This is a genomic window from Microbacterium sp. H6 (genome assembly GCF_003314775.1).
Lineage (GTDB): Bacteria > Actinomycetota > Actinomycetes > Actinomycetales > Microbacteriaceae > Microbacterium > Microbacterium oxydans.
Genome location: NZ_QOAY01000207.1, coordinates 3,145 through 14,968, shown reverse-complemented (window position 1 = coordinate 14,968; position 11,824 = coordinate 3,145). Strand labels below are relative to the sequence as shown.

The 11,824-nt window shown below is 68.9% G+C and carries 12 protein-coding genes; 7 read left to right on the top strand and 5 right to left on the bottom strand.

What is annotated here, in order from left to right:
- Positions 1-767, bottom strand: a 767-nt coding sequence (locus tag DSP71_RS13960; protein WP_147251320.1) for a helix-turn-helix domain-containing protein, incomplete at its 3' end; no start/stop codon positions are given.
- Between the two features lie 54 nt (positions 768-821).
- On the opposite strand from DSP71_RS13960, the gene DSP71_RS13955 reads away from it, so the two are divergent.
- Complete coding sequence (locus tag DSP71_RS13955) at positions 822-2,111, top strand: MFS transporter (RefSeq protein ID WP_113681396.1); 1,290 nt, start codon at positions 822-824, stop codon at positions 2,109-2,111.
- A gap of 22 nt (positions 2,112-2,133) precedes the next feature.
- On the opposite strand, the gene DSP71_RS13950 is transcribed toward DSP71_RS13955, so the two are convergent.
- Positions 2,134-3,369: an acyl-CoA dehydrogenase family protein gene (locus DSP71_RS13950; RefSeq protein ID WP_113681395.1), complete on the bottom strand. Its 1,236-nt coding sequence runs from the start codon at positions 3,367-3,369 to the stop codon at positions 2,134-2,136.
- Positions 3,370-3,431: 62 nt separating this feature from the next.
- Entirely contained in the window at positions 3,432-4,094 is a 663-nt protein-coding gene (locus DSP71_RS13945; RefSeq protein WP_046748814.1) for a TetR/AcrR family transcriptional regulator, read from the bottom strand.
- Positions 4,095-4,154: 60 nt separating this feature from the next.
- On the opposite strand from DSP71_RS13945, the gene DSP71_RS13940 reads away from it, so the two are divergent.
- The 3 genes from DSP71_RS13940 (at position 4,155) to sucD (ending at position 6,720) form a co-directional block, all read left to right on the top strand.
- Positions 4,155-4,508: a DUF2510 domain-containing protein gene (locus tag DSP71_RS13940; RefSeq protein ID WP_113681394.1), complete on the top strand. Its 354-nt coding sequence runs from the start codon at positions 4,155-4,157 to the stop codon at positions 4,506-4,508.
- Positions 4,509-4,623: 115 nt separating this feature from the next.
- Positions 4,624-5,790 (top strand): ADP-forming succinate--CoA ligase subunit beta, encoded by a 1,167-nt coding sequence (sucC, locus tag DSP71_RS13935; protein WP_113681393.1) that lies wholly within the window; start codon positions 4,624-4,626, stop codon positions 5,788-5,790.
- Positions 5,791-5,817: 27 nt separating this feature from the next.
- Positions 5,818-6,720, top strand: a complete 903-nt coding sequence (sucD, locus tag DSP71_RS13930; RefSeq protein ID WP_046748816.1) for a succinate--CoA ligase subunit alpha — start codon at positions 5,818-5,820, stop codon at positions 6,718-6,720.
- A gap of 270 nt (positions 6,721-6,990) precedes the next feature.
- Here the strand turns inward: sucD and DSP71_RS13925 are convergent, their stop codons facing one another.
- On the bottom strand, positions 6,991-7,569 hold the full coding sequence (locus tag DSP71_RS13925) for a TetR/AcrR family transcriptional regulator (RefSeq protein WP_113681392.1): 579 nt from the start codon (positions 7,567-7,569) through the stop codon (positions 6,991-6,993).
- A gap of 76 nt (positions 7,570-7,645) precedes the next feature.
- Between DSP71_RS13925 and DSP71_RS13920 the strand changes: the two genes are divergently transcribed.
- Positions 7,646-8,047 (top strand): VOC family protein, encoded by a 402-nt coding sequence (locus DSP71_RS13920; protein WP_113681391.1) that lies wholly within the window; start codon positions 7,646-7,648, stop codon positions 8,045-8,047.
- 148 nt (positions 8,048-8,195) lie between these two features.
- Here DSP71_RS13920 and DSP71_RS13915 read toward each other — a convergent pair whose 3' ends face one another.
- Positions 8,196-9,671 carry an NCS2 family permease gene (locus DSP71_RS13915; RefSeq protein WP_113681390.1) on the bottom strand — a complete coding sequence of 492 codons (1,476 nt, stop codon included), beginning with the start codon at positions 9,669-9,671 and terminating at the stop codon, positions 8,196-8,198.
- Between the two features lie 90 nt (positions 9,672-9,761).
- Here DSP71_RS13915 and DSP71_RS13910 point away from each other — a divergent pair, with 90 nt between their 5' ends.
- Positions 9,762-11,138: a DUF6350 family protein gene (locus DSP71_RS13910; RefSeq protein WP_113681389.1), complete on the top strand. Its 1,377-nt coding sequence runs from the start codon at positions 9,762-9,764 to the stop codon at positions 11,136-11,138.
- A 62-nt stretch (positions 11,139-11,200) separates the two neighbouring features.
- A complete protein-coding gene (gene purN, locus DSP71_RS13905; protein WP_113681388.1) occupies positions 11,201-11,788 on the top strand; it encodes a phosphoribosylglycinamide formyltransferase in 588 nt (195 codons plus the stop codon).
- Positions 11,789-11,824: the final 36 nt, after the last annotated feature.

Genomic DNA, 11,824 nt, shown 5'->3' with positions numbered 1-11,824 from the left:
CCGGGGGTCATCCCCACGAGCGGCGTGAACTGCTCGATGAACTGGCTCGTCGTCGCCCAGCCGCACGCGGCAGCCGTCCCGGTGACCGAAGCTCCGTCCGCGAGCAGGACGAGTGCGCGGTGCACCCGCAGCTGGAGACGCCATTGCCGATAGCCCATCCCGGTCTCCTGCTGGAACAGGCGGCTCAGCGTCCGTTCGGCCGTACCGGTGCGCATGCCGAGCTCACCCAGCGGCACGGGGCGGGCGAGGTCATGCTCGACGATGCGCGCCGCCCTGCGCAGTCGCGGATCTCGGGGCTCGGGCAGATGCAGCGGCTGCTCCGGCGCCGTCACCGCCTCGTCGACGACGACATGACGCAGATGGTCCAGTGCGCTGGAGCTGCGGGGGCGGTCGGACGTCATCGCGAGCAGCGCCTCCCGCGCAAGAGGCGTGGCGACGAGAACGGCAGGAGCGGAGGGCAGGAGTGCTGCGAGTTCGTCGTCCAGGTGCACGATGCGCATGTCGGTGCGACCGTGCGCACGATGGCGATGCTCGGCGCCGGCGGGCACCCAGGCCATGCGCGTGGAGGGCGCGATCCAGGCTCCGTCGTCGGTGAGCAGGGAGAGCACACCGGAGGCGGCATGCACCAGATGTCCGAGCGGATGAGCATGACGCGGAGATGTCTCGGCGTGCGCGAACCGGTAGGCGCCCTCCAGGGGGAGAGTGGTCAGCGCGTCGAAATCGACCAGGTGCAGGTCGACCATTCGGGATTGGCGGGTATTCGACATCAGACTGCAGTGTACGTGTTTCCTGACGCACGGCGCGGATGCTGGACTCGAAGCATGACCACCATGCAGGAACCGTTCGACACCGCCCCGACCCCACTGACGCCGTCCGTTCGTCGTGGTGGAGTCCTCACCGGGATCTATGTCGGCGTCGGCCTGCTCCTGATCGCGCTGAACCTCCGCATGGGCGTCGCCTCGGTCGGGCCCGTGCTCCCCGCGATGGAGCGGAGCCTCGGGCTCCCGGCAGCCGCGGCAGGACTGCTGACCACGATCCCGGTGTTCGCGTTCGGCGCCTTCGCCTTCCTGACGCCGGCGCTGACGCGCTGGGTGGGCCTGCATCGGCTGCTCGCCCTGACCATGGTCGTCGTGGCGATCGGCATCGGCGTCCGCCTGCTTCCCTCACCCGTGGCGTTGTTCGGCGGCACTGTGCTGGTCGGCGCGGGCATCGCAGTGGCGAACGTGTGCATGCCCGCTGTCATCAAGCAGGACTTCGCCCACCGCGTCGGGCTCATGATGGGGCTGTACTCGACCGCGCTCTTCCTCGGTGCTGCGGCGGCTGCGGCCCTCACGGTGCCCTTCATGACCGCTCTCGACGGTTCCTGGCGTGGTGCCCTCGCGGTCTGGGCGATTCCCGCCGTGCTCGCGCTGGTGGTGTGGCTGCCGTGGGCGTTGCGCGGGGTCCCGGGAGCGCCGGTCCGCTCGCCCGCGACAGGCGCTCCCGCGGATGCGATCGTCGAGCCTCGAGACGAGCCGCGGATGTCGGTTCTGCTGCGTGATCCCGTCGCCTGGGCGGTCACCGGATTCATGGGGTTGCAGAGTCTGAGCTACTACGCAGCCCTGACCTGGATCCCGACCATGCTGCAGGACGCCGGCGTGCCGGTGTCCGAGGCGGGACTGCTGCTGTCTTACTCGAGTCTCCCGGGGATCGCCGCCGCGCTGCTCGTGCCGACGATGCTGCGACACCTGCGGCCGAGCTGGCTTCCCGTCCTGCTCTCCGCACTCCTGTGCGCGGCAGGTCTGATCGGCCTTCTGGTCGCGCCGGGCGGAGCCGCGCCCTGGGTGTGGATGACCCTCCTCGGACTCGGTCAGGGTGCGGCCATCGCGCTGTCGCTGACCTACATCGTGCTGCGTGCCCCCGACGCACAGCACACCGCGCACCTGTCGACCATGGCCCAGGGGATCGGCTACCTGCTGGCAGGGCTCGGCCCGATCGGTCTTGGCGTGCTGCACGCTGCCGTCGGAGGGTGGGGCGTCCCCGTCGTGGCGCTGGTCCTGCTGCTCGGCGTCCAGGCCGTGGCCGGGGCGGCAGCGAGTCGCGAGCGCCACGTGCGCGCGCGGCGCAGGTGAACCGGTCCTCGCGGACGGAGGCTCAGGCGAAGGCGCTCATCCCCGTGATGTCGCGTCCGAGCAGCAGGGCCTGCACGCTCTCGGTGCCCTCGTAGGTGTGGATCGCCTCGATATCGGCCAGGTGCTGCATCACGCCGTTCTCGAGCAGGATGCCGTTGCCGCCGAGCAGGTCACGGGCGGTCGAGGCGATCCGGCGCGCGGCACGCGTGTTGTGGAACTTCGCCAGCGACGCCTGAGTCGGACGCAGCTCGCCGGCCGTCTCGAGGTCGGCCATGCGCCGGCAGTACAGCTGCATGGCTGTGAGGTCTTCGAGCATGTGGGTGAGGCGCTCCTGGACGATCTGGAACTTCGCCAGGGGCTTTCCGAACTGCACGCGCTGGGTCGCGTAGGCCAGCGCCGCTTCGTAGCAGGCGGTCGCGTGCCCCAGTGCCGACCAGGCGACACCGGAGCGGGTGGCGTAGAGCACGGTCGATGCGTCCTTGAAGCTCTTCGTCCCCGGCAGTACGGCATCGAGCGGCACCCGCACGTCGTCGAGCTCGATGTGGGCCTGGTGGATGGCGCGCAGCGAGGCCTTGCCGCGGATCACGGTGCCGGTGTAGCCGGGGGTGTCCTGCTCGACGAGGAAGCACCGGACGGCACCGTGATCGTCGGCGCCCTCGTCGTCGACACGCGCCCAGACGAACGTGACACCGCCGGAGGCGCCGTTGCCGATCCACTTCTTCGTGCCGCGGATGACCCAGCTCTCGCCGTCGCGGCGGGCGACCGTCTCCAGCGATACCGAGTCGGAGCCGTGATCAGGCTCGGTCAGAGCGAACGAACCGAGCACCGAACCGTCGGCGAGGGCCGTCAGCCATCGCTCCTGTTGCGCGGGGGAGCCGAACAGGGCCAGGGTGCGCAACGCGAGTCCGCCCTGCACCGCGAGGATCGTGCCCAGCGAGCCGTCACCGCGGGAGATCTCCATGTTCACGAGGCCTGCGGCGAGGGGCGACAGGCTCGTGAGCGACGGGTGCTGGACCCCGTCGACGACGAGGTCCATCTCGCCCATCCGGCGTGCGGCATCGAGCGGGTACTCGGCACGGTCCCAGGCATCCGCCATCTGCGGGGCGACCTCGTCGACGTAGGCCTTCGCGCGGTCCCACGCCTCCCGGTCGGCGGAGGGGATGTCGGTGAAGACCGCGTAGTAGTCGCTGTCCTGACGTCCGGTGATGTCGTACGACGAGACGCGCTCGCCGGGGAAGGGGGAGGCTGCAGTGCTCATGGGGCTCCTTCGTGGCACCAAGTATCGTACTCCTCGATACTGGGTTCCACGACCGGGACGCGTCAGTCGAGCTGGGACTGCAGCCTGCGGCTCACCTCTGCGATGGGCATGGAGCGGGGGAAGACGGCGACCACCATGTCATCCGGAGCGGACGCGGCCTCATCGGCCGCGACACCGTAGCGCCGCCGCACATCGACCAGCGCCGTCTGGAGCGTAGACAGCGGCACCTTCTTGCGGCCACGCAGCAGCTGGCGCAGCACGTGGTTGTGCACCGCTGTGACCAGAGCGGCGAAGCCGACAGCGTCGAGCGGATCGACGCCGGGAAGCGCGCTGCGCAGGTAGTCGTCGAACAGTCGTTCGTAGCGGAAGACCGTGATGATCTCGCGCTCGCGCAGCACGGGGACCTGGCGCACGATCTGGTAGCGACGCCTGGCGAGTTCCGGGTCGCGGGCGAAGTGCGCGAAGACGGATTCGGAGGCGGCGCACACGGCACCCCATGGATCGTCATGACCCTCGTCGAGGAACTCCCTGAGCTGCTCGAGGAGCACCTCGTGATCCGCGAAGACGACGTCCTCCTTGCCGCCGAACTGACGGAAGAACGTCGAGCGGGAGACCCCGGCGGCCTTCGCGATCTGCTCCACCGAGGTCTGGTCGAACCCCTGGGCGTTGAAGAGTTCGAGCGCGGCGGCGACGACGCCGGTGCGCAGTTCTGCGGATTCGTGCATGGCGAAAGCCTAGACCGGAGCGCGCGGAGACGCCCAGGCATCGCCGTCATACTGAGGAGCGTGAGAGACGACGGGATCCCGGCCGGCTGGTTCGACACGCGGCGACGTGGCACCCGGCGGTGGTGGGACGGGGTGCGGTGGACCGAGCACATCCGGGTGCGGGGGCGGGAGACCACCCTGGCGGACGACGGGGCCTCGGTGCGCCGCCAACTCCTGATGGTCGAGGTCGTGCTGGCCGTCGTCCTCGTGGTCGCGATCCTGGTCGCCTTCGTGGGCGGTCTGCCCGTGGTCGTCGTGCGTCCGCTGATCGTCGCGGTCGGTGCCGCGCTCGTGTTCACGCCGTTCGCGATCAGGCGTCAGCTCCGCTTGGCCGGCATGCCGGTGCGACGAGTCGGCGTTCCCCCGCTGCGTTGAGGGAGGGCGGCCTCGCGGCCGCAGGAGCGCCCAGGCCGAGGTAGTAGGCTGGGGGACTGGTCGATGTCTCGACATCGAGAGAATTACCAGACAGCAGCCCAGTGAAGGAACCACAGTGGATCTGTACGAGTACCAGGCACGAGACGTTTTCGAAAAGTACGGAGTGCCGGTCCTCGCCGGCATCGTCGCGGACACCCCTGAAGAGGTGAGGGCGGCCGCCGAGAAGATCGGTGGAGTGGTCGTCGTCAAGGCTCAGGTGAAGACCGGCGGCCGTGGAAAGGCGGGCGGCGTCAAGGTCGCCAAGACGCCCGACGAGGCGTACGAGGCAGCGAAGGCCATCCTCGGCCTCGACATCAAGGGCCACGTCGTCAAGCGCGTCATGGTCGCGCAGGGTGCGCGTATCGCCGAGGAGTTCTACTTCTCCGTGCTGCTCGACCGTGCCAACCGCTCCTACCTGAGCCTCTGCTCGGTCGAGGGCGGCATGGAGATCGAAGAGCTCGCGGTCGAGCGCCCCGAGGCGCTCGCGCGCGTCGAGGTCAACCCGCTGACGGGCATCGACAAGGAGAAGGCCGTCGAGATCGCTCGTGCGGCCAACTTCCCCGAAGACCTCGTCGACAAGGTGTCCGACGTCTTCGTGAAGCTGTTCGACGTGTACAAGGGTGAGGACGCGACGCTGGTCGAGGTCAACCCGCTCGTGCGTACCGAAGAGGGCGACATCATCGCGCTCGACGGCAAGGTCACGCTCGACGACAACGCCTCCGAGATCCGCCACCCCGAGCACGAGGCGCTCGAGGACAAGGACGCCGCCGACCCGCTCGAGGCCAAGGCCAAGGAGTCGGGCCTGAACTACGTGAAGCTCGACGGCGAGGTCGGCATCATCGGCAACGGCGCGGGACTCGTCATGTCGACGCTCGACGTGGTCGCCTACGCCGGCGAGAACCACAACGGCGTGAAGCCCGCCAACTTCCTCGACATCGGTGGTGGAGCCTCGGCTGAGGTCATGGCCGCCGGCCTCGACGTCATCCTCGGCGACCCGCAGGTCAAGAGCGTCTTCGTCAACGTGTTCGGTGGCATCACGGCGTGCGACGCCGTCGCCAACGGCATCAAGGGCGCGCTCGAGACGCTGGGCGCCACGGCCTCCAAGCCGCTCGTCGTGCGTCTGGACGGCAACCGCGTCGACGCGGGTCGCGCGATCCTCGCCGAGTACGCGCACCCGCTTGTCACCCTGGCCGCAACCATGGACGAGGGCGCCGACAAGGCCGCCGAGCTCGCCAACGCCTGATCGCCTGAGACACAAGGAACCAGAGCTATGTCTATCTACCTCAACAAGGACTCCAAGGTCATCGTCCAGGGCATCACCGGCGGCGAGGGCACCAAGCACACCGCGCTGATGCTCAAGGCCGGCACCCAGGTCGTCGGTGGCGTCAACGCCCGCAAAGCCGGTACCACGGTCTCGCACACGGACAAGGACGGCAACGCCGTCGAGCTTCCCGTCTTCGGATCGGTCGCCGAGGCCATGAAGGAGACCGGCGCCGACGTGTCGATCGCCTTCGTCCCCGGCGCCTTCACGAAGGACGCGATGATCGAGGCCATCGACGCCGAGATCCCGCTGCTCGTCGTGATCACCGAGGGCGTGCCCGTCGGCGACTCGGCCGAGGCGTGGGCGTACGCGCAGAGCAAGGGCAACAAGACCCGCATCATCGGACCGAACTGCCCCGGCATCATCACCCCCGGTGAGGCGCTCGTCGGCATCACGCCCGCGAACATCACCGGCAAGGGTCCGATCGGCCTCGTGTCGAAGTCGGGCACCCTGACCTACCAGATGATGTTCGAGCTGCGCGACCTGGGCTTCTCGACCGCCATCGGCATCGGCGGCGACCCGGTCATCGGCACCACGCACATCGACGCGCTCGCCGCGTTCGAGGCCGACCCCGAGACCAAGGCGATCGTGATGATCGGCGAGATCGGCGGCGACGCCGAGGAGCGGGCGGCCGACTACATCAAGGCGAACGTCACCAAGCCCGTCGTCGGCTACGTCGCGGGCTTCACGGCCCCCGAGGGCAAGACCATGGGTCACGCGGGTGCGATCGTCTCCGGTTCCGCCGGTACCGCTCAGGCGAAGAAGGAGGCCCTCGAGGCCGCCGGCGTCAAGGTCGGCAAGACGCCGTCCGAGACGGCGGATCTGATGCGCGCGATCATCGAGTCGCTCTGATCTGAGTTACGCTTGATCTGAAGGCCCCGGGCTCCACCCCGGGGCCTTCTTTCATGCCCGGCCGCTTGACCGGCTGCATGACCCGATGACACCTGCATGACCGAGGGCCCCGTGTGGGTCATGCATCCGTGCGATGCTCATGCATCCGGGCGACGGTGCCGACAGCTGCCTCGAGAGGGGGCGTGATGGTCGTGTGGCATGTGCACGCAGCTCCTCCCGGTCGTCGGGCTTCCACCCTCGCGCGGTCGACGGTGGCCGCGCAAGCACCGCTCAGCTTCGGCTGGCAGCTGTGTCCAGAAGCGCGTCGAGTGCGCGGTGGGCCTGTTGTCGTGCCGCCGCGTCGTCCGGGCGAACGGCGAGCCAGAGGGCGAGTTCGTTCATGGCGCCGGACAGGGCTGCGGTCAGGGCGTCGAGGAGCGCGGGCGGGGCTCCTGCTTCACGCAGTCCCGTCCGCAGCTCGCGCTCCGGCCCCTCCGCGTCGAGGCGGCGCCACTCCTCCCAGCCGAGCACGGAGGGTCCGTCGATGAGGAGTACGCGCGCGGCCGTCCTGCCCGTGATGCCGTCGAGGTAGGCATGGCTCCCCTCGCGGAGTGCGGTCTCCGGGGTGCTGTCCCTCGTCGCGGCCACGATCGCCTCGGCGACGCTCTGCTGTTGGCGGGTGGCGACCGCGGCGAACAGTCCCGGCTTCGATGCGTAGTGGTGGTACACGGCCCCGCGGGTCACTCCGGCGGCGCGTGCGAGGTCATCGACGGAACAGGATGCGTAGCCGTGTTCGGCGAAGTGCGCGGTGGCGGTCTCGAGGATGCGTCGCGCCGTCTCGGCGGCGTCGGCAGCGGATGCTCGCGGCATGGGACTTCCTTTACGTGCGACTTGTATGTATTCTAGCCACCGATGTTACAAACACACTGTATGTAAAGGAGAGTTCATGGAGATCACGAGCTTCTACCCGGTTCTGATGGTCGATGACGTCGCCGCTGCCGCGCAGTTCTATCGTGAGGAACTGGGCTTCGAGACGACGTTCGAGGCGGACTGGTACGTGAGCCTGCGCGTCGAAGGAGGAGAGCTCGCGCTCCTCGACCGGGGTCACGAGACGATCCCCGATGGCTTCCGTGAGCCCGTCCGAGGTCTGCTGCTCAACGTCGAGGTCGTCGACGCGACGGCAGCGCACCGTCGGCTCGTGGGTGAGCACGGGTTGGTCGAGCGCCTCGCGCTTCGGGACGAGACCTTCGGGCAGCGTCACTTCATCGTCGAGGCGCCCGGGGGTGTGCTGATCGACGTGATCGAGCCCATCGCGCCGTCAGCGGAGTTCGCCGAGGCCTATTCCTGAGGCCCTGTCGGATGCATGATCGGCCGACACCTGCATGACCGAGGACCCCGTGTGGGCAATGCATCCGTGCGACGGTCATGCATCCGGGCGACGGTACCGAACAGAAAGAGGGGCGGATGCCGCAGCATCCGCCCCTCGTGTTCTCGCGTCAGATCCCGACGCCGAACAGCGCCTCGATGGGGCCTCTCGCGAAGAAGATCAGGAAGCCGGCGCCGACGACCCACAACAGCGGGCTGATGGTCTTCGCCTTGCCCGAGAACGCGTGGATGAGCACCCAGCTGACGAAGCCCGCCCCGATGCCGTTCGCGATCGAGTAGGTGAGCGGCATGACCGAGACGGTGAGGAACACCGGCAGCAGCACGCGGAAGTCGCTGAAGTCGATGTAGCGGATCTGCGCCATCATCATCGCACCCACGATGATCAGGGCCGCGGCCGCGATCTCGGTCGGGACGATGGAGGTCAGCGGGGTCAGGAACATCGCGATCAGGAACACGACACCCGTGACGACGTTCGCGAGTCCCGTACGGGCTCCCTCGCCGATACCGGCACCCGACTCGATGAAGACGGTGCTGGAGGACGACGAGGTCGCACCACCGGCGATCGCGCCGACGCCCTCGACGACCAGTGCCGACTTGATGCGGGGGAAGTCCCCGTTGTCGTCGGCGAGGTTCGCCTCCTTCGCCAGGCCGGTCATGGTTCCCATGGCGTCGAAGAAGTTCGTGAAGAGCAGCGTGAAGACGATCATCACGATCGCGACCAGGCTGACCTTGCTCAGGTCGAAGCTGAAGTCGACGGCGCCGATCAGGCTGAGGTCCGGGATGCCGATGGGGGAGCCGTTCAGTGCCGGGACCGTGAGGCCCCAGCCGCCGGGGTTGACCACGTTGCCCTCGTCGTCGAAGCCGCGGGCGCCGATGTGCCAGATCGCCTCGACGATGACTGCGAGCACGGTGCCGCCGATGAGGCCGATGAGCATGCCGCCCTTGACCTTGAGGGCGACGAGGATGCCGGTGAGGAGCAGGGTGATCACGAACAGCAGGGTCGGCACGGTCGCGACCGAGCCGTTGACGCCGAGCCCGACCGGAGGGGACGAGGCGCCGGTCGCGGTGACGAAGCCCGAGTTGACGAAGCCGATGAAGGCGATGAACAGGCCGATGCCGACCGTGATGGCGATCTTCAGCTGGAAGGGCACGGCGTCGAAGATCGCCTTCCGCAGCCCGGTGGCCGCGAGCAGCACGATCACGACACCGTTGATCATCACGAGTGCCATCGCCTCGGGCCAGGTCACCTGCCCGACCACGGAGAACGCGACGAAGGCGTTGATGCCGAGTCCTGCGGCGAAACCGAAGGGCAGGCGCGTCACGAGACCGAACAGGATCGTCATGACGCCGGCGGTCAACGCGGTGGCGGCGCCGACGGCGTTGAAGCTGAGCATGTCTCCGGCGACGTCGGGCTTGCCGGAGAGGATGATCGGGTTGAGGATCACGATGTAGGCCATCGTGACGAACGTCACCAGACCTCCTCGGATCTCGGTGCCGATCGTGGATCCGCGCTTGCTGATCTCGAAGAAGCGGTCCCGGGAGTTCTTGGGCTCGGTGGGTGCCGGGGCGGGCGGGGCAGTTGTCATCGGGAAACCTCCGGAGAAACGCTATCGTGTCGCCGACCCCACGCGCGCCCCCGGGGCTTCGTCGGGAACTCGTCGTAGTCTCGAAGCGCTATGCAACGCCTCCTCGTCGCGCTCCTCGCCGCCTTCGACGCCGCCATCGCCGCGGCGGTCGGTCTCGTCGTGCTGCTCGCGCCGTTGACGCTGCTGTGGACTCTCGCCTTCGGGATCAGCGCCGACTGGGGTGCGCTCTGGCCGCTCACCGGCACGCTCTGGGAGTTCGGACACGGGGTGCCGCTGGCGGTGACGATTCCTGACGAGCTTCTGGTCGCCCTCGCGATCCCCGCCCAGGCCGCCTCGTTCGCGGTGTCGATCACCCCGCTGGCATTCCTGCTCTTCACACTGCTGTTCGCCGCGCGCTCCGGAGCCAGAGCCGCCACGGCGGGAACCTGGCTGCTCGGCGTGGTGTCCGGCACCGTGGTGTTCACCGCGATCTCCGCCGGTGTCGCGCTGACGGCGCGGCTGGATGCGGCGCAGACGCCCCTCCTGCTCGCGATCGCCCTTCCCGCGGCGGTCTACTTCGTCGGCGCGCTGTGCGGCGCCGTCCGGATCGCCTGGGAAGAGGGCGACGGCGGCATCCTCGACCGTCTGCACGATCGCATCGACGTCCGCGACGACTGGGCACCGGTCCCCGCCGCCGTCGTTCGAGGCGCGGCCTTCACCCTGATGGGCGTGGTCGGCGCTTCTGCTCTGGCCCTCGCGGTGGTGACGCTGTTCCGGGGAGGTGAAGTCGTCGCGCTGTTCCAGGCCTCGCGCGTCGATGCGCTGGGTGCGACGGTGATGACCCTGGCGCAGCTGGTGTACCTGCCGACCCTCATCGTCTGGGTCGCGTCCTGGCTCGCCGGCCCCGGGTTCGCCGTCGGCGTCGGCACCGCGGTGTCGCCTGCGGGCACCCAGCTGGGAGTCGTGCCCGGCATCCCCGTGTTCGGACTGCTGCCCGAGAACAGCTCGATGTGGATGCTGATCGTGGTGCTCGTCCCGATCGCCGCCGGAGCGTTCGCGGGGTGGGCGGTTCGCTCCCGTCTCCTCTGGGAGGGCACTCCGCTGGGAACGGCGCAGCGTGCCGTCATCGCGGTGGGGATCGCGGTCGTCACCGCCGGTATCGCCGGGATCGCCGCCGTGCCGGCGAGCGGGTCGATGGGACCGGGACGGCTGTCGGACGTCGGACCAGCGGCGCTGCCCTTCATGCTCGCCCTGGGCCTCGAGGTGCTCGTCGGCGCCGCGATCCTGCTCCTGTCCCCACGACATCGCGATGAACTGGCGGAGGAGCGCACCGATCGGTGGATAGCCGAGATGTCCGAGCTCGATCCGAGCGCAGCGTCCGTGGTCCCGGTGCCTGGCATCCCCTTGCCCCACACGCAGGCCTTCGATGACACGGCTCCGCTGGATGATGTCCGCGGTTTCACGCCGCCGAGGGACGACCGCGACTGACGGCTCCCGGTGTGCGTGCGACGCAGGCGGAACGAGCTTCGGCGCCCCGGTAGACTGGGCGCGTGCTCACGGTCGCCGTTCTCATCTCGGGCACCGGCTCGAATCTTCGCGCCCTCCTCGAGGCCGCTCGTCATCCCGATTTTCCCGCCAGGGTGATCGTGGTCGGCGCCGATCGCGAAGCCGAGGGGCTCGCCCATGCCGAGGAGTTCGGCGTCCCCAGTTTCACGGTGCCGTGGCATGAGCACGAGAGTCGCGAGGCGTGGGGTGCGGAACTCGCCGGCCAGCTCGCCGTCTGGAAGCCGGACCTCGTCGTGCTCAGCGGGCTCATGCGCCTGCTTCCGCCGTCGCTCGTCGCACAGTACTCGCCTCGCCTCATCAACACGCACCCGGCGTTCCTGCCCGAGTTCCCCGGCGCCCACGGCGTCCGCGACGCGCTCGCGGCCGGCGTCGCCGAGACCGGGGCCAGCGTGATCGTCGTCGATGACGGCGTCGACACCGGTCCGATCCTCGCCCAGGAGCGCGTCCCCATCCTCGACGGCGACACCGAGCACAGCCTGCACGAGCGCATCAAGCCCGTCGAGCGCCGACTGCTCATCGACGTGGTCCGCAGAATCGCCACTGGCGACCTCGTCCTCAGCTCTTCCTCCTGACCCCCACCCGACGCCCCGCACGAAGGAGCCCATCAT

Bases quoted from the DNA above. Each gene is read 5' to 3' on its own strand.
- DSP71_RS13955 (WP_113681396.1), top strand. From the start codon at position 822: ATGACCACCATGCAGGAACCGTTCGACACCGCCCCGACCCCACTGACG.
- DSP71_RS13950 (WP_113681395.1), bottom strand. From the start codon at position 3,369: ATGAGCACTGCAGCCTCCCCCTTCCCCGGCGAGCGCGTCTCGTCGTAC.
- DSP71_RS13945 (WP_046748814.1), bottom strand. From the start codon at position 4,094: ATGCACGAATCCGCAGAACTGCGCACCGGCGTCGTCGCCGCCGCGCTC.
- sucD (WP_046748816.1), top strand. From the start codon at position 5,818: ATGTCTATCTACCTCAACAAGGACTCCAAGGTCATCGTCCAGGGCATC.
- DSP71_RS13925 (WP_113681392.1), bottom strand. From the start codon at position 7,569: ATGCCGCGAGCATCCGCTGCCGACGCCGCCGAGACGGCGCGACGCATC.
- DSP71_RS13920 (WP_113681391.1), top strand. From the start codon at position 7,646: ATGGAGATCACGAGCTTCTACCCGGTTCTGATGGTCGATGACGTCGCC.
- DSP71_RS13915 (WP_113681390.1), bottom strand. From the start codon at position 9,671: ATGACAACTGCCCCGCCCGCCCCGGCACCCACCGAGCCCAAGAACTCC.
- DSP71_RS13910 (WP_113681389.1), top strand. From the start codon at position 9,762: ATGCAACGCCTCCTCGTCGCGCTCCTCGCCGCCTTCGACGCCGCCATC.